This window comes from Nocardiopsis sp. FIRDI 009 (assembly GCF_003386285.1).
GTDB lineage: Bacteria > Actinomycetota > Actinomycetes > Streptosporangiales > Streptosporangiaceae > Nocardiopsis.
Window position 1 is genome coordinate 186,415 of sequence record NZ_QPNC01000011.1, and the last position, 18,050, is coordinate 204,464.

An 18,050-nucleotide genomic window follows, 5' to 3' on the forward strand; every position below is an offset into this window, starting at 1 on the left:
GCGGGATTCCGCCGGGCTCCGGATCCATGATGCCTCCTGTGGGCCCGTCTGGCCACAGAACGCCCGAACCGTCCCGTACCCCTAGGACGCGGCGTCGCGGACCGCCTCAGCGACGGGTGTCGCACCGTTCACCAGGTTGAGAGTCCTGCCGATCGTCCCCGGTTCCTCCAACAGGGCGAGGATCACCGCGGCCACGTCGTCCCGGGTCACCTCGGCGCGTTCGACGTCCGGGCCGAGCGCCACCAGGCCGGTCCCGGGCTCGTCGGTCAGCCGTCCCGGCCGCAGGATCGTCCAGTCCAGCTCCAGATGACGTTCCCGCAGGTCGGCGTCGGCGGCGCGCTTGGCCGCCACGTAGGCCGCCCAGACCTCGTCGGTGCCCTCGGGGACGGGCTCGTCCACCCCGATGGCCGAGATCTGGATCAGACGGCGCACACCGGCCAGCGAGGCCGCGTCCGCGGTCAGGACGGCGGCCGCGCGGTCCACGGTGTCCTTGCGGGGCACGCCGCTGCCGGGACCGGCCCCGGCAGCGAAGACCACGCCGTCGGCGTTCATGATCTTCTCGGTCAACTCGGTGACGGTGGCCTTCTCCAGGTCCACCACCACGGGCTCCGCCCCGGCGTCGCGGACGTCCTGGGCGTGGTCGGGGTTGCGGATGAGGGAGACGGGTTCGTCGCCGCGGTCGGCCAGCAGTCTGGCCAGACGCAGCGCGATCTTCCCGTGCCCTCCGGCGATGACGATACGCATGCCCGAAGCGTATTGCCTCGGCCCCGGCGGCGGACGGGGCGGGCCGGAGCCGGGACCGGCCCGCGCCCTCCCGGGCCGAGGGTTCGGTCTACTCGACCGTCCAGGTGTCCCCGCTGGCCAGCAGCGACGCCAGGTCGCCCTCGCCCCGCGCGGCGCGCGCGTCGGCGATCTGCTCGTTCAGCAGCTCGTCGTAGGTGGGGCGCCGCACGTCGCGGAACACCCCGATCGGCACGTGCTCGAACGCGGGCTGGTCCAGCCGCGACAGCGCGAACGCGTACCCTGGGTCCTCGCGGTGCGCGTCGTGCCGGATCAGCCGCTCCTCGCCGACGGAGTCGACGTCCACGACCTCCAGCCCGCCGAACTCCCCGGCGACCACGCCACGGTCCGGCCCCAGCCGCAGCGGCTCGCCGTGCTCCATGCGCAGCAGCCGCGTGTCCCGCGAGGACGGGTCCTTGAGCGGCTCGAACGCGTCGTCGTTGAAGATCGGGCAGTTCTGGTAGATCTCCACGAAGGACGCACCCGGGTGGTCCGCCGCCGCCCGCAGCACCGACGTCAGGTGCCTGCGGTCGGAGTCGACCGTGCGCGCCACGAACCCGGCCTCCGCCCCCAGCGCCAGCGACACCGGGTTGAACGGGTGGTCGAGCGAGCCGACCGGCGAGGACTTGGTGACCTTGCCGGTCTCGGAGGTCGGGGAGTACTGGCCCTTGGTCAGCCCGTAGATCCGGTTGTTGAACAGCAGGACGTTGATGTTGACGTTGCGCCGCAGCGCGTGGATGAGGTGGTTGCCGCCGATCGACAGCCCGTCCCCGTCACCGGTCACCACCCACACCGACAGGTCCGGCCGACTGCTCGCCAACCCGGTGGCGATGGCCGGGGCGCGCCCGTGGATCGAGTGCATCCCGTAGGTGCTGAGGTAGTAGGGGAACCGGGAGGAGCAGCCGATCCCCGACACGATCACGATGTTCTCACGCGGGACGCCCAGCTCCGGGAGGAAGGACTGGAAGGCCGCGAGGATCGCGTAGTCGCCGCAGCCCGGGCACCAGCGCACCTCCTGCCCGGACTTGAAGTCCTTCGCCTTGTAGGCGGTGTCGGTCGTGGGGACCAGGCTCAGTCCGCCCGGACCCTCGCCGCTCCCGTTCGCCGCGCCGCGCACCGCGCCCCCGTTCTCACTCACCACGGTCGATGACCTCCTGAAGCACGCCCGCCAGCTCCTCGGCCCGGAACGGCAGACCGCGGACCTTGTTGTAACCGATGACGTCGACCAGGTACCTGCCGCGCAGCAGCAGGGCCAGCTGGCCGAGGTTGATCTCCGGGACCACCACCCGGTCGTAGCGGCGCAGCACCTCGCCGAGGTTGGCCGGGAACGGGTTGAGGTGGCGCAGGTGGGCCTGGGCGACCCGCCCGCCCGCGCGCCTGACCCGGCGCACCGCAGCCGTGATCGACCCGTAGGTGCCGCCCCAGCCCAGGACCAGCACGTCGGCGTCGCCGGTCGGGTCGGACACCTCCACCGGAGGGATGTCGCGCGCGATGGCGTCGATCTTGCCCTGCCGGGTGCGGACCATGAGGTCGTGGTTGGCGGGGGTGTAGGAGATGTCACCCGTCTCGGCGTGCTTCTCGATACCGCCGATCCGGTGCTCCAGCCCCGCCGTCCCGGGCACCGCCCACGGGCGGGCCAGCGTCTCATCGTCCCTCAGGTAGGGGAGGAAGGAGTCGTCGGGGCCGTTGGGCCCGGTGGCGAACCCGGGATCGATCACGGGCAGCGCGTCGACCTCCGGGAGCCGCCAGGGCTCCGACCCGTTGGCCAGGTATCCGTCCGAGAGCATCACCACCGGTGTGCGGTAGGTGACAGCCAGACGGACGGCCTCGACCGCCGTGTCGAAGCAGTCCGCCGGCGAGGCCGGCGCCACCACCGGCAGCGGTGACTCGCCGTTGCGCCCGTACAGGGCCATGAGCAGGTCGGTCTGCTCGGTCTTGGTCGGCATGCCGGTGCTCGGTCCCGCGCGCTGCACGTCGACCACCACCAGCGGGAGTTCGGTCATCACGGCCAGGCCGACCGTCTCCTGCTTGAGCACCATGCCCGGGCCCGACGTGGTCGTCACACCCAGCGCGCCGCCGAACGCCGCGCCCAGCGCCGCGCCGACCCCGGCGATCTCGTCCTCGGCCTGGAAGGTGCGGACCCCGAACCGCTTGTGCCGGGACAGTTCGTGGAGGATGTCCGAGGCCGGGGTGATCGGGTAGGAGCCCAGGAAGAGCGGGAGCCCGGACCGCTGGGACCCGGCGATCAGCCCGTAGGCGGTGGCGAGGTTGCCGGTGATGTTCCGGTAGGTGCCCGAGGGCAGCCGCGCCGGTTTGATCTCGTAGGAGACCGCGAAGTCCTCGGTGGTCTCCCCGAAGTTCCACCCGGCCTGGAAGGCGGTCAGGTTGGCGGCCAGGATGTCGGGCTTGGCGGCGAACTTCGACTTGAGGAAGGACGTCGTGCCCTCGGTCGGCCGGTTGTACATCCAGGACAGGAGGCCGAGCGCGAACATGTTCTTCGCCCGCTGCGCGTCCTTCTTCGACACGTCGCTCTCCGCCAGCGCCGCCACGGTCAGGGAGGTCAACGGGACCGCGCTGACCTTGAACCCGTCGAGCGTGCCGTCGGTGAGCGGGTCGACGTCGTAGCCGACCTTGGCCAGGCTGCGCCGGGTGAACTCGTCGGTGTTGACGATCACCGTCGCCCCCCGGGGCAGGTCGCCGAGGTTGGCCTTGAGCGCGGCGGGGTTCATCGCCACCAGTACGTCCGGGGCGTCGCCCGGCGTCATGATGTCGTGGTCGGCGAAGTGCAACTGGAAACTGGACACCCCGGGCAGGGTGCCGGCGGGGGCGCGGATCTCCGCGGGAAAGTTCGGCAGTGTCGACAGGTCGTTGCCGAACGACGCGGTCTCCTGGGTGAAACGGTCACCGGTCAGCTGCATCCCGTCGCCGGAGTCGCCGGCGAAGCGGATGATGACGCGGTCGAGCTGTTCGATCTGTTTGGCCACTGAGATCGACGACCTCCTTGGTGAGCCGCCTGTCGTGTCGGGCGGCGGCGCTCGGTTGTCAGCCCCGGACGGGTCGTGTCGCGCCTGGCTGGACGGCCGGTCCGCGGGCGTGGGGACAGCGGGTGCGGCCCTCGCGGGGACCGGGCGCGCCAACCCGGCCTCGCGTGTCGCGGCGTCGCCGCGGCGGTCGGGTCGTGAAGGGCCAGCCATCGACGACACGGCCGCTCTCCCATCGGTCCGGGCCGGGCCCGGACCGATGCCTGCGGTGCGGGTCCGATGGACGCACCCCGCGCTCGCGACGGGTGGGAGCCACCGAACACGCCCTGGTGATAAGGGCCACGTTCGCACTATAGGTCGTCGCCCGCGGCCGGTTCTCTTCCGGGTGGCGATTGTCACAGCGGGTGGGTGGAGCTCGGCCCGGGGATGTGACGGACAGCTGGCCACATGGGGAACGCAAGACGCCGACCCGCACGTTTGTCACCATGTACGCATCCAAAGCGGGCGCGGATCCGGTTCAGAGGGGGTGGCGGCGTGCACGTCAACGCGGTCCGTGCGGTCGGTCTGTTCGTCGGTGCCGGAGTCCTCCTCGTGGCCGCCGGCTGGCTGTTCGGGGCCGCCGCCGGGGCCCAGTTCTGCCTGGCGCTGGTCGTGTGCGCCGGGGTGCTGGTGTACCTGTTCGGCGAGACCCTGGCGTTGCGCGCGATGCGGGCCCATCCGGTGAGCGAGATCGAGCAGCCGGAGCTGTACCGGATCGTCCGCGAACTGGCCACGGCCGCCCGGCAGCCGATGCCCCGGATGTACCTGTCACAGGTGCGCACCCCCAACGCCTTCGCCACGGGGCGCGGCCCGCGCCGGGCGGCGGTGTGCTGCACCACGGGGCTGCTGCGCACCCTCGACGAGCGCGAACTCCGCGCCGTGCTGGCGCACGAGCTGGCGCACATCCGCGCCCACGACACCGTCATCAGCTCCGTGGCGACCACTCTGACCGGGCTCATCGCCGCGCTGTCGATGGTCACCTTCCTGCTGCCCCTGGGCGAGTCGGAGGAGACCGACATGCCCAACCTCCTGGGCGGGCTGCTGCTGGCCCTGCTGGCGCCCCTGGCGGCCCTGGTGGTCCACTTCGGAGTGGGGCGCCGACGGGAGTTCCGGGCCGACGAGGAGGCCGCTCGGCTGACCGGCGACCCGGAGGCCCTGTCGAGCGCGCTGCGCAGGCTGGACGCGGGCAGCCGTGCCCATCCGCTGCCGCGGGAACGCCCCCTGCTGGCCTCGGCGCACCTGATGACCACCAACCCCTTCCCGGACGGGGTCGGTCGGCTGTTCTCCGCGCACCCGCCGGTGGCCGAGCGCGTGCGGCGGCTGCGCGAGCTGGGCCGCGACTGGGACCTGGGCTGAGACGCGCCGCGGCCGTCCGCCCCCGACAGGGGCGGGGGGACGGCCGCGGCGTCCGGTACCGGGGGCGGTTACCGGTAGTTGACGAACTGGAGGGCCAGGTCGAAGTCCTTGGCCTCGATGAGCTTCATGACGCTCTGGAGGTCGTCCTTCTTCTTGGAGCTGACGCGCAGCTCGTCACCCTGGATCTGCGCCTTGACGCCCTTGGGGCCCTCGTCGCGGATGAGCTTGGAGATCTTCTTGGCGTCCTCGGAGGAGATGCCCTCCTTGAGGTTGACGGGGAGGCGGTACTCCTTGCCGGAGGGCTTGGGCTCGTCGGCCGGGTCCAGGACCTTCAGGGAGATCTTGCGCTTGATGAGCTTCTCCTTGAAGACCTCCAGAGCCGCCGTGGCGCGCTCCTCGGAGCCGCTCCTGATCTCGATCCCGTTCTCGCCCTGCCAGGCGATGGTGGTTCCGGTGCCCTTGAAGTCGAACCGCTGGGCCAGCTCCTTGCCCGCCTGGTTCAGGGCGTTGTCGACCTCCTGACGGTCGAGTTTGGACACGACGTCGAAACTGGATTCGGCGGCCACGTACGCTCACACCCCGTTGTCTGTCATGGGTAGCGGGCGCTCGTCGGGCGCCCGCGCGGTCTCGTCCGGCCCGCACCGGCAGGTCCGGTCGGGCGGGGTCACGAGCTTAGCCGCGCACCGGCCGGGACGCCCGAAGGCCCTGCTGGAGGGGGCGCGGACAAACCGATTTCAGGTTTGGACCGATCATCCGCTAGTCTCTTACATGCGTCGCGACGAACACGTCGCCGCAGCCCAGGCAGGTTGCCCGAGTGGCCAATGGGAGCGGACTGTAAATCCGTCGGCTTTGCCTTCCAAGGTTCGAATCCTTGACCTGCCACACTGGGAAGACACCCCAGTGACCAGCGGAAACGTCGGTCGCTGGGGTGTCTTGCATTCCCGGTCATTCACGGCGGTTCACGGCTGTCCTTGGAACAGCTGTGGAACGCTTCTTGGGACACTCTCAGGCCGCGATCCCGGGCGTGTCATCCCCCGATCCGGTGTCCGGATCGTGTCCGTCGAACGCGGCCTCCAGACGGGCGTTCCAGAGCCAGTCGCGGCCTTCGAGACATCCGGCGTAGACCTTCATCAGGACGGCCGGGCTGTGTCCCGCGCGCTCCGCCAGGACGGGAACCGGAACCCCGGCGTTCAGCCCAAGGGAGATCCCCGCGGCTCGCAGGTCGTAGACCCGCTCAGCGAGCCCTGACTTGACCTGCTTCGAGGTGAGGACCTTCCGGCGGATCCCCTGCCACACACGACCGTAGGTGCTCTCGCTCAGCGGACCTCCGCGCTTGCCCCGGAACAGGTGGTCCTGCCCGGCCTCCACGAACTGGTCGAGGTGGCGACGGAGCAGCGCCACCAGTCGCGGAGGGATCGGGACGTTCCGAGTCTCTGTCTCGGCCCGGTGCTTGAGCTGCCGGTCGTCGTGGGGTTCTCCGGAGTCCGTCCACCCGCTGCCCGCTCGGGGCTTGGAGTCCTCGAAACAGAGCATCCCCCAGCCGGTCGAGGGCAACGACACGCAGGCGTCGCGGTCGAGGGCGACGATTTCCCCGGGGCGCATCATGGCGTAGTACGCACAGCCGTAGAACGCCACCAGGTCGGGTCGTTCATCCTCCACGGCGGCCAGGAGGCGGTCCATCAGATCGGGTCCTGGAAGGCGGCGCCGGTCGACCTGGTCGGTGGTCTTCGGCGCTTCCCAGGAGACCTTGCCCAAAGGGCTGGCGGGGAAGATGTCCCTCTCCACGGCGTAGTTGAGGACCCCGGAGAACGCGGCGCGCTTGCGGGCGACGGTCTTCGCCGCGGCGGGCTTGCCGTCGAGCCTCAGCGCGAGGGTGTCGAGCGCCCGCCTGATCAGCTCCGACCGCCGCGAGGAATCCAACTCGGTGACCTTGAGCGAGTTGGCCTGGATCCACGCAATCGCCTTCTCGTGCTCCGCTGGCGGCGGCCCCTCCTTGCGACGCTCCGCGTGGAACGCCCACTGGTAGAGGGCCTCCCGCAGCACCTTGGCGTCGGGCATTCCTCGGGTGGACTTGACCAGCGCCGGGGTGATGACCGCGAGCGCCTCCGCCATCCCCGCGCGGGACTTGGCGGCGGCCTTCGGCCATTTCAGGTCCACGAAGTCGCAGGCCAGCTGGTAGAAGCTCACGGCCTGGAGCTCGCGGGCGATGGACTCCGGTTGCCCGGTCTCCGTGCAGAAGGACTCCCCGTCCTTGGCCAGCTGCTTGAGCTTGGTCCGCTCGTTGTCCGCGAGGGCCTCAGTGATGAACCACTTCGAGAACTGCCTACCGGCCACCGCCCAGCGGACACCGTGGCCGCGCTTCCGCTTCCGCTTGGCCAACCGGTAGAACACGACATCGTTGGAGTACGGCATCAGGCGACCTCCCCCATGCGTTCGGCCAGCCAGTTGTCGAGGTCGCTCCGGCGGACACGCAGCTGACCGTTGGGCAGCTTGGCGTACCGGGGTGCGAGCCCCTTCTTGCGCCAGTCGTCGAAGGTGCTCCGAGGAACCTTCAGCTCCGCCAGCACCTCGGGGAGCGTCAGCAGGGGGTCAGGGGTCCGGGGACGCGGGATCGCGTTCTTCGGCATGGGTGTGCTTCTCCTTCTGGGTACTGCGGTCCCGGCGGTTGCTTGGCGGCTATGCACCGGGGCCGCTGATCTGCGGGTGAACCTGGTAGGCGGGCGAGGGCGGGCGACCTCCCTTCGGGTTGCGCGGGGGCGGGGGCTCCATCGCGATCCAGCCGTAGCCCTCCAGCAGTTCCAGGGCGGGGTGGACGTCGGCGACCTTGGGGAAGGTGCCGCGCGGCAGGCCGGAGAACGCCTCGCGGACGGTGAACCGGGTGGGCTTCTTGCGGTGGAGCCAGTCCAGGACCAGGCGGGCGCGCTCGGTCTCGGGGTCGGCGCCCATGTGGTCGAAGGCGGCTTCGGCGTGGCGGGTGAAGTACTCCCCGATCCGGATCGCGGCGGACATGGTCTCGCCCCCGATGGGGAGCCGGTAACCGTCGACCGGGTTGTCCGCCAGATGTAGCAGAGCGGCGATGCGCACGATCGCGCCGACGGACTTGCCAGCCCAGTCCGACATGTGCCCCAGGTCCCCGGTGCGCGGGTGCAGGCGCGGTTCCAACTTCCGGGCGTAGTCCAGGCGGGCCTGGTCGGCCTGCGGTGAGAGTTGGAGGCGAATGGGGTCGGTCCAGTCGAACAAGTGCACCACCATCCGCATCAGCCGCTCCTCATAAGTCGCGGCCACATCGGCGGGAACCGGAGTGGGGTCGACGTTGCGGGTGCCGATGTTGGACTCGGGCAGCGCGTACAGGAACCGCCCCAACAGTCCCTTGCCACGGAAACCGGGGCCGGTCGCGATCTCCCGGATCACGTCCGGTTGCACCGCCAGACCCAGGGTCAGAACGGCCGTCTCCACATGCTCGGTGCGGTCTCGCCGGTCGACACGCAGCATGTCCCCGGCGTGGCCTTTGAGGAACAGATCGAAGTTCGGAGCGCCGGAGTAGCGGCCCGCGAGGATCTGGAAGATCCCGCCCTCCGCAGACAGCACGGCGAGCCTGCCGCCCTGGTCGCACAGAATGGACGCGGCCCGCTCGGGGGTGACGTCGTCGGCCACCAGCTGCGGGATGACCGGGATATCGATGTCATCGATCGCGGCAGCGGCGTCCGAGGCGTCCGCGAGCGCGTCCGGGGCTCCCTTGGACGAGACGGCCTTGGCCTTGGCCTTCTCAGCGACCCCGGCGGCCACCTCCCGCGCCAACTCCGCTTCCACGATCTGCGGTTTGACCCTCTCGGTCAGCTCCGCTTCGACCTTGAGGATGGGTGAGGTGATCGCGCGGAACACCGCTGACTTCCGTGAGGCGGGCGGCAACGCGACCACGGTGAACAGGTTGACCGGTTCGGTGTAGGTGCCTCGGACTTGGACGATGGCGCGTCCCCCGGCGGCGGTGGACAGCGCGGCCAGGGCGACGCATCCGGCGGCGTCCACCGGGGTCTGGGTCTCTTCCGCGACCGCTTTGACGAAGGCGGCTACCCAGTCGGGCAGGCAGTCGGCGGGGAAGGCGGGAAGGGTGCTGTGGGCACCGAGCGGAGTGGGGGCGTCCCACCCCTGCCCGGCGTCCGGTTGGCCGTTGTTGGGGTTCACGCGGCGGCTCCCCGCGGGCGTGCGATCCCGGCCTGGAGGCCGCTATGCACGGTGGCGTCGACCTCGTTCGGGTCGAGACCGGTCTGGAGACCAGCCGTTGTCAGGACATCCTCTGCCAGGTGCTTGGGGAGCATCCCCGCACCGACCAGGGTCCCGATGGCGAACGCGGCTTTGTTGAGCGTGTGGTTGCGCTGTCCCTCCCGGGCGGACAGCACACGGTTCTCCTCACCTCGCAGGGCCTTGGTGACGTAGGTAGCGGCGCTGGGGTGCGAGGCGAGCATGGAGTGCACCTGTCCAGAGGTGGCCGGGCGACGTCGGGCGGGTTCCAGCAGCGTTGCCAGCCATCCGGGGAGCGGTGCCACGTCGGCGGGGTTGGTCACGGTGTAGGGGCCGCGCCCATCCGGGTCGGCCACGTAGGAACCGGGACCGACGACGTACCCGCCCGTGGCGCGGGTGTCGATCAGCCACCCCAACCGGCCGGAAGTGTTGCGGTAGGCCACGTTCTCCGGCGTCGCGTAGTACAGGTGGGTCCCGCCCCGGCGAGTGGTGACGGTGAACGTGTCCAGGAACGCGGTGTCGCCGTCGGCGTACTGTTCCGCGAGGGCGGTGAGCACGTCGGCCCCGTTGGTAATGCCGGGGCGCGTCCACTCCGGGGGTGGGGTCTCGCCATTCTTGGGCGTGTCCAGGTCGACCACGACCAGCCCTGAGGGGCCGCACGCGACAGCGAGGTTGTGGGCGGGGTGGACTCCCCAGTAGGCACGGATGGCGTTCTCGTCGCGGGTAGCGTGCCGCTCCCAGTCGGTGAAGGTGCGCACGGGCCGCTTGGCGCGGGTGCGCAGCGGGAACACGTGCCAGCCGCGACGGGCGGCCGCGACGGCGTGCGGCAGGACGCTGTGCGGGACGGAGGGCGTGACGCCCGGGCGGGGGTGCTGCATGATGGGTGGTGCCTCTCGATCCGTGGTCGGGTCGGGTGGTGTTCCTTCTGGGAGCTGCGGTCCCGGTGGTTGCTTGGCGGCTATGCACCGGGACCGCTTTTTCGTGTGTTGGCGGGTTCTCCTGGAGTGGCTGCTATCCGCTACACCCCTGGTCAGACAGGGGTTTGGTCGCTAGCGGGGGTGCTACGTGTAGCAGGGCGGTCTGCTACCGGTTCGCGGCTTTCTCGATGGCTTCGCGGTCCAGGCCGCGCTTGTTCTTGCCCTCCCGGTTGAGCTGCCGGGTAGCGACCTTGAACGGCTTGAGCGCGTTAGCGAGCTGGGTGGCGCGGGCCTTCTCGTCAGCGATGTCCAACCACGCCGCGTACAGGTCGGGCCGGTAGTCGGCCAGGGCGTCGATCAGGCGGACCGACCACACCGCGTCCACGTCCCCGGGCCACACGGCCAGGAGGTGATCGAGGATCGTGGTGGTGTCCTCACTCTCGGGGGTCTCCCCGATGGCGTGGCCGGACAGGGCACCGGCGGCGATGCGGATGGCGCGGGCGCGCTCGCTGATCTTCTCCGCGGCGGGGCCGTCGATGTAGGCGGAGCGGGCGATGACCGCATCGTCGTGGACACCGACCAGGTAGCCGATGCCCTTGTCCTTGGCGGTGAAGGTGGTGGCGCGCACCCCGTTCTTGTAGGAGCTGGTGCCCAGGACCATGTCGTTCTCGGTCTGGCCCATGACCCGCAGGCAGAACCGGATGCCGATGCTGCTGGCGACCCCGGTCGGGAGGGACTTGGCGTCGGGGCGCTGGGTGGCCAGCAGCAGCATGATGCCCAGGGCGGGGCCGCGCTTGATGATGGCCTCGCAGAGCTTGGCGGCCTCCTGCTTGTAGTCCTCGTGGGTGAACAGCTCCTGGCACTCGTCGATGGCCAGCACGAGCGGATGCAACTTCAACGCGGCATCGGCGGCCAGCTCGGGGGTGACCTTGTTCTCCGGGCACCGGGCCGGGTCGGCCTTGGCGATGCGGTTGATGGTCTCGGCGCGGTGGACCAGGTCCTTGTTGGCGATGCGCCGCAGGGTGTTCATGCAGGCGGCGAGGGTGTCGTCGTCGGCGCCGGAGCCGTAGGTGTGGGCGACCTTCTCCACGGACTGGCAGTCGCCGGTGCCCTTGAGCTCGAACACGTTGAGTTCGGCGGTGGGGTCCAGGGCGGCTCCCAGCAGCAGGACCCGCAAGGCGAAGGTCTTGCCCATGCGGGGCTTGGCGCCGATGAGCACAGACTCGAACATCAGGGTGATGTCGATGGGGCGGGCGCGCTGGTCGGCCCCGAACGGCAGGGGCTTGAACAGGTCCGCGCTACCCTTCTCGGCCAGCTTCCAGGCCAGCGGGCGGGCCTGGTTCATGGCCTGGTCACCGACCCACAGGACCAGGCGACCGGGGTGCTCCTCGTTGACGGGCTCAGGCCACACACACCCCAGGGGGCGGCGCAGCCCGGAGGCGAGCTTGTCGCGCTTGTCCAGGACGTCGGTGACCACGACGCCGCGAGGGAGGTTGACCTCAGCACGCCAGCCGGGGCCGTCGCGGGTGATGGGGGCGGTGAAGCCGATCTCCTCATCTCCCTTGGCGGCCAGGGCGCGGTTGATCTCGCTGATGCCCACTGCCCCCAGGGCCTTGAGCACGGTGTCCGAGGTCAGCTTCTCCACGCGGGTGGGCAGGACCGCCCGGTCGATGAGAGGGCGGTCCGGGCGGCGTCCGAGGAGCCCCAGCAGGGACAGGGCGGCCCACACACCGCCCCACACCGTCCAGGCCGGGGCGGCGGGCACGACGACGGCGGCGGTGATCAGGGTGGCGGCGGCCACGGCGGCGGAGGTGGCGACGCGGGTGCGAACCCGGGAGGTGTGCTGGCGGGAGAGCATCATGTACTCGCCGGTGCGGGCACTGGTGGCGGCGTTGCGACGCAGCTCGGTGGCCTCGGTGTCGAACGCCCACCGCCCCCACACACCCAGCAGCCGGGCGGCACCGCGGGGGGAGCGGCCTATGAGCCGGAGCATGTAGATCGGGGTGCGGGTGGCTTGGTAGGCGGCCACATGGGCGTAGTAGGAGGTCACCCAGCGGGCGACCTGTTCGGCCTCGGTGCGGTCGCGCATCCAGGCCGGGACGATCGGTTGGGCGGTGCGGGTGCCTTCCTGGATGCGGGCCAGCCATGCGGACTGGTCGGCCCATTTGTCAACCTGGGAGTCCACCCGGGCGGCGGTGCCGTCGTCGGTGTCGAGGAACTCCACGTCGGCGGGGTCGACGACCTCGATCTCGGGCGCGGCCGGGGCTGCCTCGGGGCCCGGGGCGGCGGGGGCGGAGCCGATCGTGGGGCGGGGGCCGGTCCGGTGGGGGAAGGGCAGCACCTGGCCGTCAACGTCCTCCTCACGAGGAAGGTCCCAGGGTGCGGGGTGGGGTCCGGGGCGGGTCATGCTGGAAACTCCTCACAGTTGGTGGGGTGGGGCGGCGGCCGGTGTCTTGGCGGATGTGGGTCGCCGCCCCGTTCGGGTGCGGGCTACTGGTGTTCGGCGGTGTGGTTCTCGCGCAGGTCCTGCACGAAGTCCGGCTCTTCGACGTAGAGGTCGGAGAAGTAGCCGCACTCACACCGGGCCTGGTAGGCGTAGGTGCCGTCCGCGAGGGCGTAGGGCTGGACGTAGGACTCGTAGGTCTTGGGACCAAACAGACCGAACATCACGCGGCCTCCTGGTCGTTGTCGGTGACCGCATCGACCACGCTCAGCCGACCGGGTACGGTGACGGTCTCGGTGCGCTCCTCGCGGGCGGCGAGAACACGCTTGGCGCGGTCGTAACCACAGCCGAGAGCGGTCATCGCGCGGCGCACGGAAACACCCTCGGGAACCTCTCCGGCCTCGATCAGGGCGTCCAACTTCGAGATCAGGTCGGCGTCGGACAGCTCCCGGGTGGACGGCTTCGCGGCGCTGGGAGTGGCGGTCTTGGGAAGCTTGCGACCCTTGTCGACACGCCTCTTCGGGGGCGTTTCCGAACCTTGGTGTCCTTGCTGGTCAGGGGTCGAACGGCGACCGGTGTCGGAAGCCGGTTCGGAAACGGTCTGGGGCGGGGTCGGGGTGTTCTTCCCAGGGGTAGGGCGAGAGCACCGCACGACGGCCAGCCGGGTCGACCCGGTGGGGATCACGAGAGCGTTCTCGGCAAGCCGGGAACGGTCCATCACGGCCGTGGCCGGGGTGTTCTCGTTCTTGTTCTCGGGGGTGTTGTCGTCGCGGTCGGCGGTGAGTTCAGCGAGGGTCTTGACACCGTCCCCTTCGGTGGGGCGCGCGTGGGTGATCCCCTTCTCGATGACACCGACCAGGTGCGCGGTCATCGCGGCCCCGATCGGCCCCAGCGAGTGGGCGAACAGCCCGCCCACGGCCGTGCCGGTCCACTCCGCGGGCCAGTGTCCGACGGTGTTGAGCAGAATGCTGACCGCCAAGCAGCCCCACATGATCTTGTCGGCTTCCTCGGGAAGCGACCCACCCGACGATTCGAGCCGTGCGCGGCACAGGATCACCCAGCCGACGATGCCGATCAGGGCCGGTTCCAGCAGCCAGAGCATCCACCACATGGCGGTGAACGGCTCAGCGCCGGTCATGGCGGCGGCTCCGGCGTGCACCCCGGCCGTGGACCATCCGGCGAACGCGGCCAGCACCGGCATCAACGCGGCCAGGGTCAGGGTGCGGGTGCGCTGCACCCGCAGGGCGCGGGCCTCGGCGGACTGAGCGATGTCAGCGGCCAGCTTGGCACGTTCCAGGTCGGCGCGGTGTTTGTCGCGGGTCAGGTCCTGGCGGATGGCGCGGGCGGTCATCGCACGGCGGGCCTTGTCGCGGAACCGCTCGACGCGGTCGTCCTTGCGAGCGGCGACCCGCTTCCGGCGGGCGGTGAGTTCCTCGCGGATCTGCTCGGGGGTGCGTTCGGGCTCGGTGGCGGGTGTGGTGTCGGGCTGGGAAGTCATCAGCGGGTGCCTCCTTCCGGGCGCTGGGTGGGGATCGGTGGCAGGGGGCGGGCCACCAGGGCAGCGGTGTGGTCCAGGGCCAGGGCCGCCCCGGCCAGCGGCAGGGCCGCCAGCCGGAGCACGACCACGACCAGGGCCAGCAGCAGCACCACGGCGAGGGTGAGGACACCGGCGGCCTGGATCATGTGCGTGGTGGTCACCGGCCCGCCTCCCCGCGCTGAGCAAGGACGGTGGCCTGACCCGCGACGGTGATGCCGGTGCCCTGCCAGTCGCGGTGGTAGAGCGTGGCGATACCAGTGCGGGGCGAAGGGGCCTCGACGGGCTCACCCAGGACACGGGACAGGTCGGCCAGCCAGGCGGCCCGCTCAGCGGGGGCGGTACCGGTGTCACGGATGATCAGGTCGATCAAGGGGCTGGCGGTGTCACCGCCGATGTAGCTGAGGTAGACGGTCACCCCGGTGTGGGCGGACCACCGCTCATCCATCTGGCCGATGATCACCGACGCGATCACGGCCAGTTCGGGCGTGGACAGCGGGCGCGTGGCCTGAACGGTCTGGGGCTTTGCAATCATGGGAAGTGCTTCCTTCCTTGGGAGCGGCGGCCCCGGCGGGCTTTGGCGGCTTAGCGCCGGGGCCGCGTCATGTGCGGTGTGGCTCCTGCTGGCGGCTATGAAGCAGGAGCCGCGTCACAGACGTGGTTCACAGGCGAACCTCGGTGCTGGACACGGTCGGGTCGGTGAACGGCAACGTGTCGTACTGGGCGGTGTCGTCGGGGTCCACCCCGGTGACGGTCTCGGTGGTGCCGTCGGTGCGGTAGATGATCACGGTGGCCATAAGGGCTCCTTCGTAGATGGCGGGTGCGGGCCGTCTTTGCTTCCTGCTACTTCCAGCGCCAGCCCTTCGGGGGCGGACCGTGTGGTCCCGACACCGCCCCGAAGGGCGGCACCGGCACCACACACGAAGGTCAGCGCTTGTACTTGCCGGAGCAGGTGGCCCAGTCGAGCTGGTCCTGGAGCTTCGCGCGCTTGCGGTCGTAGGCGGCCTTGTCGCGCGGCCAGATGCCGCCTACGCTCTGCTCGTCCTTGCGCTGGAAAGCGTCGAGCTTGGCCAACTCCTGGCGGACCCGTGCGGCTTCGGCGGGGTTGGTGTAGTCGGGCTCCTTGCGGCTGAACAGGCCCATGTTGATCTCCTCTACTGGTGTTCGTGCTGGTGGGTGTCGGGGCGGGGCCAGGCGGCTTTGCGGTCGCGGGGCCTCAGCCCAGCCAGTACTCATCCGGCGGGGTGCTGTAGAGCCGCTCCACAGCGGCCAGCCCGGCGGGGGTGACGGTGATGTCGCCCGTCGCCGCGAAGTGGGCCACCCACACGGCTTCCAGCGCCTGGTGGGGCAGGTCACGGGCGTGGCCTTCGGCCAGCGCGTGGGAGACGGTGACGTCGGCCAGTTCCTGGAGTTCGGCCGCGCTCACCCATCGGGCTCCGGTGGTCTCCTCGGGGTCGGGAGCCAGGTCCCCGGTGGCATGCACGTCGTAGAGCCACCAGTGGTGGCCCGGAGTGGGCTCAGCTGGCAGGGACTGGCACAGGTTGGTCAGGCGCACCTCGTGCAGGAGCGTGTAGGAGACGACCTTCAGGCCGGATTCCTCGCGCATCTCCGCGACCAGGGCGTCGATGACGTCGGTGTGCGCGTCGTAGACGTGTCCAGCGACGGGGGCCTGTCCGACGGGCCACCAGGCGCGGCCGATCAGCAGGTACTCCCAGCCGGTGGTGGTCTGGCGGCGTACCCGTGCGCCCACCGAGGTCCCGCAGCAGCGCGTGGTCTTGGTCGTGGTGGTCATGTCAGGCCACCTCTCGCAGGTAGTGGCCCATGTCGGTCAGTTCGTCGGCGGTGTATCCGGCCCACACCCCGGCGGTGGGGGACTCGCGCAGGGCCAGTTCCAGGCAGAGCGCCCGGGCGGGGCAGGACTCGCACAGCATCCGAGCGGCGTTCTCCCGCAGCTCCTTGGCCGCGGGCTTCTCACCGAACAGGTCGGTGGTGTCGGGCTCGAAGAACAGCTCCGGCCGTGCGGCGCACGGCAGCATGTGGTCGGCCAGACCAGCACGGAGACGCGCCGTGGTCTGGGACTTCAGGTCGGGGCTCACAGAACCTCCTCGGATCGGAAGCGAAGCCCGGTTCCTGCTGGCGGCTATGAAGCAGGGCCTCGGGCTGCTGTGTCTTCGACGGTACGGACTTATGTCATAAGCGTCAAGACATATGCAATAAGTTCTTGCGGGTGTCGTCCCGGGAGAGGACCAGAGCAAGCCGTGCGGCTACCGTGGAGGAACCACACATATGTCAGAAGACGGAGGTCCGATGAGCAGCCTCGAACCCCCGAAGGCGCGATACAAGCAGGTCGCGGACCTATTGCGCGACGCGATCAAGCGTGGGGAGTACCCGGCGGGTTCATCGCTGCCCAGCCAGCCGGACCTGGCACGCGAGTACAACCTGAACCAGAGTTCGATCAGCCGGGCCATGGCCATGCTCCGTGCCGAAGGGTTGATCCGCACGGAGCACGGCAAGGGCTCCGTTGTCCTGGAGGTGCCCACGGTCAAGCGGGTTCGGCGCATCGACCGGGACTACCGCACCCGGCCCACCGGCAGCAGCTTCGCGGAGGAACTGAACAAGGCCGGACGCTCCTCGCGCACGGAGTTGGTCATCTGCGACGCCGTGGACGCGCCCTCCGACATCGCGGAGGTTCTCCGTCTGGAGGAATCCGAACAGGCGCTGCTGCGCAAGCGCCACATGTACGCGGAGGACAAGCCGGTACAGATCGCGGCCTCCTACATCCCGATGAGCGTGGCCGGAAGCGTCGACATCGCCATGCCGGACACCGGCCCCAGCGGCATGTACGCCCGGATCGCGGAGCGGGGGTTCGGACCGGTGCGGTTCACCGAGGACATCGAGGTTCGCGGCGCCCAGGAGGATGAGGCGAGCTTCCTGAACATCTCACCTGGACAGCCGGTGTTCGCCATCCTCCGCACGGCCTTCGACAAGGACGACCGGCCGGTGGAGACCTGCCTGAACGTCCTCGCGGCTCTCCAATGGAAGCTCACCTACGCATGGGAACAGGACGTGAGGTCATGACCGGCGAACTGCCCCGTCACAGCGTCAGCGTCACCGGCGTGGTCGTCCGACCCGCGGACGGCAAGGTGCTGGTGATCAAGCGCGCCGACGACGGCCGCTGGGTCCCGCCCGGCGGTGTCTTGGAGTTGGATGAGACACCGGAACAGTGCGTGGTGCGGGAAGTCCGCGAGGAGACCGGCATCGAGGCCAAACCGGTTCGGCTGGTCGGGGTGTACAAGAACATGAACCTCGCCGTGGTCTCGCTGGCCTTCCGCTGTGAACCCGTAGGCGGTGAGCTGCGCATGAGTGATGAGTCGAGCGTGGCCACGTGGTTGTCTCCGGAAGAAGCCGTTGAACGCTGCCCAGAGGCACGGGGGGTGCGCATCAGGGATGCCCTGTCCGAGGACGGCCCCCACGTTCGGGCCCACGACGGCACTTCTCTGCTCCCGGGGAGCTGACTCCCGCCCTCTGGGGAGCGCCGCAGAACCCACAGAACTCACACAACCCTCGTTCTGGCAGCTCAGGGTGTGTGAAGCTCGGAACCGCGGAACACCGCGATACCTCCGCAGAACCGCAGAACCCCCGTAGTCGGAGGGTTCTGCGGTTCTGTGAGAGTTCTGCGAGATAGTGCGGTTCAGCTTCCCGGTACTCCAGTTGGACTTCTGGTTTGAACCGTGTTGATCACGTTCGCGGGAGTTCGGTGC

The 18,050-nt window shown here is 70.0% G+C and carries 20 protein-coding genes and 1 tRNA gene; 4 read left to right on the forward strand and 17 right to left on the reverse strand.

Annotated features, from left to right (window positions below):
• Positions 1 to 81 precede the first annotated feature (81 nt).
• From DVR05_RS10265 to DVR05_RS10275, 3 genes are all read right to left on the reverse strand, one after another.
• Positions 82 to 744: an NAD(P)H-binding protein gene (locus DVR05_RS10265; protein WP_116245604.1), complete on the reverse strand. Its 663-nt coding sequence runs from the start codon at positions 742 to 744 to the stop codon at positions 82 to 84.
• A gap of 88 nt (positions 745 to 832) precedes the next feature.
• The gene (locus tag DVR05_RS10270; RefSeq protein WP_369974515.1) at positions 833 to 1,921 is read right to left on the reverse strand and encodes a 2-oxoacid:ferredoxin oxidoreductase subunit beta; all 1,089 of its coding nucleotides are present in this window, start codon (positions 1,919 to 1,921) and stop codon (positions 833 to 835) included.
• The gene (locus DVR05_RS10275) at positions 1,911 to 3,764 is read right to left on the reverse strand and encodes a 2-oxoacid:acceptor oxidoreductase subunit alpha (RefSeq protein ID WP_116245605.1); all 1,854 of its coding nucleotides are present in this window, start codon (positions 3,762 to 3,764) and stop codon (positions 1,911 to 1,913) included. The genes DVR05_RS10270 and DVR05_RS10275 overlap by 11 nt, the downstream gene beginning before the upstream one ends.
• A 531-nt stretch (positions 3,765 to 4,295) precedes the next feature.
• On the opposite strand from DVR05_RS10275, the gene DVR05_RS10280 reads away from it, so the two are divergent.
• Entirely contained in the window at positions 4,296 to 5,156 is an 861-nt protein-coding gene (locus DVR05_RS10280) for a M48 family metalloprotease (protein WP_116245606.1), read from the forward strand.
• 68 nt (positions 5,157 to 5,224) lie between these two features.
• Here the strand turns inward: DVR05_RS10280 and DVR05_RS10285 are convergent, their stop codons facing one another.
• Positions 5,225 to 5,722 (reverse strand): YajQ family cyclic di-GMP-binding protein, encoded by a 498-nt coding sequence (locus DVR05_RS10285; protein WP_116245607.1) that lies wholly within the window; start codon positions 5,720 to 5,722, stop codon positions 5,225 to 5,227.
• Between the two features lie 234 nt (positions 5,723 to 5,956).
• Here DVR05_RS10285 and DVR05_RS10290 point away from each other — a divergent pair.
• Positions 5,957 to 6,038, forward strand: a tRNA-Tyr gene (locus DVR05_RS10290).
• A gap of 123 nt (positions 6,039 to 6,161) precedes the next feature.
• Here DVR05_RS10290 and DVR05_RS10295 read toward each other — a convergent pair.
• The 13 genes from DVR05_RS10295 to DVR05_RS10340 all read right to left on the reverse strand — a co-directional run bounded on the left by DVR05_RS10295 (position 6,162) and on the right by DVR05_RS10340 (position 16,385).
• On the reverse strand, positions 6,162 to 7,568 hold the full coding sequence (locus DVR05_RS10295; protein WP_116245608.1) for a tyrosine-type recombinase/integrase: 1,407 nt from the start codon (positions 7,566 to 7,568) through the stop codon (positions 6,162 to 6,164).
• On the reverse strand, positions 7,568 to 7,783 hold the full coding sequence (locus DVR05_RS10300; protein WP_116245609.1) for an AlpA family transcriptional regulator: 216 nt from the start codon (positions 7,781 to 7,783) through the stop codon (positions 7,568 to 7,570). The genes DVR05_RS10295 and DVR05_RS10300 overlap by 1 nt, the downstream gene beginning before the upstream one ends.
• A gap of 49 nt (positions 7,784 to 7,832) precedes the next feature.
• A complete protein-coding gene (locus DVR05_RS10305) occupies positions 7,833 to 9,338 on the reverse strand; it encodes a YfjI family protein (RefSeq protein ID WP_116245610.1) in 1,506 nt (501 codons plus the stop codon).
• Positions 9,335 to 10,273, reverse strand: coding sequence for a bifunctional DNA primase/polymerase (locus tag DVR05_RS10310; protein ID WP_116245611.1), 939 nt, complete (start codon positions 10,271 to 10,273; stop codon positions 9,335 to 9,337). The genes DVR05_RS10305 and DVR05_RS10310 overlap by 4 nt, the downstream gene beginning before the upstream one ends.
• 205 nt (positions 10,274 to 10,478) lie before the next feature.
• The gene (locus DVR05_RS10315) at positions 10,479 to 12,719 is read right to left on the reverse strand and encodes a DUF3631 domain-containing protein (protein ID WP_116245612.1); all 2,241 of its coding nucleotides are present in this window, start codon (positions 12,717 to 12,719) and stop codon (positions 10,479 to 10,481) included.
• 83 nt (positions 12,720 to 12,802) lie between these two features.
• The gene (locus DVR05_RS26570) at positions 12,803 to 12,979 is read right to left on the reverse strand and encodes a hypothetical protein (RefSeq protein WP_198659123.1); all 177 of its coding nucleotides are present in this window, start codon (positions 12,977 to 12,979) and stop codon (positions 12,803 to 12,805) included.
• On the reverse strand, positions 12,979 to 14,253 hold the full coding sequence (locus tag DVR05_RS10320) for a hypothetical protein (protein ID WP_116245613.1): 1,275 nt from the start codon (positions 14,251 to 14,253) through the stop codon (positions 12,979 to 12,981). Before DVR05_RS10320 ends, DVR05_RS26570 begins: the two co-directional genes overlap by 1 nt.
• A complete protein-coding gene (locus DVR05_RS26575; RefSeq protein ID WP_157982423.1) occupies positions 14,253 to 14,453 on the reverse strand; it encodes a hypothetical protein in 201 nt (66 codons plus the stop codon). The genes DVR05_RS10320 and DVR05_RS26575 overlap by 1 nt, the downstream gene beginning before the upstream one ends.
• Complete coding sequence (locus tag DVR05_RS10325) at positions 14,450 to 14,824, reverse strand: hypothetical protein (RefSeq protein ID WP_116245614.1); 375 nt, start codon at positions 14,822 to 14,824, stop codon at positions 14,450 to 14,452. The genes DVR05_RS26575 and DVR05_RS10325 overlap by 4 nt, the downstream gene beginning before the upstream one ends.
• A gap of 127 nt (positions 14,825 to 14,951) precedes the next feature.
• Complete coding sequence (locus DVR05_RS27725; RefSeq protein ID WP_255423051.1) at positions 14,952 to 15,086, reverse strand: hypothetical protein; 135 nt, start codon at positions 15,084 to 15,086, stop codon at positions 14,952 to 14,954.
• 130 nt (positions 15,087 to 15,216) lie between these two features.
• Positions 15,217 to 15,432: a hypothetical protein gene (locus DVR05_RS10330; RefSeq protein WP_116245615.1), complete on the reverse strand. Its 216-nt coding sequence runs from the start codon at positions 15,430 to 15,432 to the stop codon at positions 15,217 to 15,219.
• A 73-nt stretch (positions 15,433 to 15,505) separates the two neighbouring features.
• Positions 15,506 to 16,081 (reverse strand): NUDIX domain-containing protein, encoded by a 576-nt coding sequence (locus DVR05_RS10335; RefSeq protein WP_116245616.1) that lies wholly within the window; start codon positions 16,079 to 16,081, stop codon positions 15,506 to 15,508.
• Between the two features lies 1 nt (position 16,082).
• Entirely contained in the window at positions 16,083 to 16,385 is a 303-nt protein-coding gene (locus DVR05_RS10340) for a WhiB family transcriptional regulator (RefSeq protein ID WP_116245617.1), read from the reverse strand.
• A gap of 211 nt (positions 16,386 to 16,596) precedes the next feature.
• Here DVR05_RS10340 and DVR05_RS10345 point away from each other — a divergent pair, with 211 nt between their 5' ends.
• Both DVR05_RS10345 and DVR05_RS10350 read left to right on the forward strand, forming a co-directional pair.
• The gene (locus tag DVR05_RS10345) at positions 16,597 to 17,367 is read left to right on the forward strand and encodes a GntR family transcriptional regulator (protein WP_116245618.1); all 771 of its coding nucleotides are present in this window, start codon (positions 16,597 to 16,599) and stop codon (positions 17,365 to 17,367) included.
• A complete protein-coding gene (locus DVR05_RS10350; protein ID WP_116245619.1) occupies positions 17,364 to 17,804 on the forward strand; it encodes an NUDIX hydrolase in 441 nt (146 codons plus the stop codon). The genes DVR05_RS10345 and DVR05_RS10350 overlap by 4 nt, the downstream gene beginning before the upstream one ends.
• The last annotated feature ends 246 nt before the right edge of the window (positions 17,805 to 18,050 follow it).

Coding starts and splice junctions, on each gene's coding strand:
- DVR05_RS10265 (WP_116245604.1), bottom strand. CDS start 744: ATGCGTATCGTCATCGCCGGAGGGCACGGGAAGATCGCGCTGCGTCTG.
- DVR05_RS10295 (WP_116245608.1), bottom strand. CDS start 7,568: ATGCCGTACTCCAACGATGTCGTGTTCTACCGGTTGGCCAAGCGGAAG.
- DVR05_RS10300 (WP_116245609.1), bottom strand. CDS start 7,783: ATGCCGAAGAACGCGATCCCGCGTCCCCGGACCCCTGACCCCCTGCTG.
- DVR05_RS10310 (WP_116245611.1), bottom strand. CDS start 10,273: ATGCAGCACCCCCGCCCGGGCGTCACGCCCTCCGTCCCGCACAGCGTC.
- DVR05_RS10315 (WP_116245612.1), bottom strand. CDS start 12,719: ATGACCCGCCCCGGACCCCACCCCGCACCCTGGGACCTTCCTCGTGAG.
- DVR05_RS26570 (WP_198659123.1), bottom strand. CDS start 12,979: ATGTTCGGTCTGTTTGGTCCCAAGACCTACGAGTCCTACGTCCAGCCC.
- DVR05_RS10320 (WP_116245613.1), bottom strand. CDS start 14,253: ATGACTTCCCAGCCCGACACCACACCCGCCACCGAGCCCGAACGCACC.
- DVR05_RS10325 (WP_116245614.1), bottom strand. CDS start 14,824: ATGATTGCAAAGCCCCAGACCGTTCAGGCCACGCGCCCGCTGTCCACG.
- DVR05_RS27725 (WP_255423051.1), bottom strand. CDS start 15,086: ATGGCCACCGTGATCATCTACCGCACCGACGGCACCACCGAGACCGTC.
- DVR05_RS10330 (WP_116245615.1), bottom strand. CDS start 15,432: ATGGGCCTGTTCAGCCGCAAGGAGCCCGACTACACCAACCCCGCCGAA.
- DVR05_RS10335 (WP_116245616.1), bottom strand. CDS start 16,081: ATGACCACCACGACCAAGACCACGCGCTGCTGCGGGACCTCGGTGGGC.
- DVR05_RS10345 (WP_116245618.1), top strand. CDS start 16,597: ATGAGCAGCCTCGAACCCCCGAAGGCGCGATACAAGCAGGTCGCGGAC.
- DVR05_RS10350 (WP_116245619.1), top strand. CDS start 17,364: ATGACCGGCGAACTGCCCCGTCACAGCGTCAGCGTCACCGGCGTGGTC.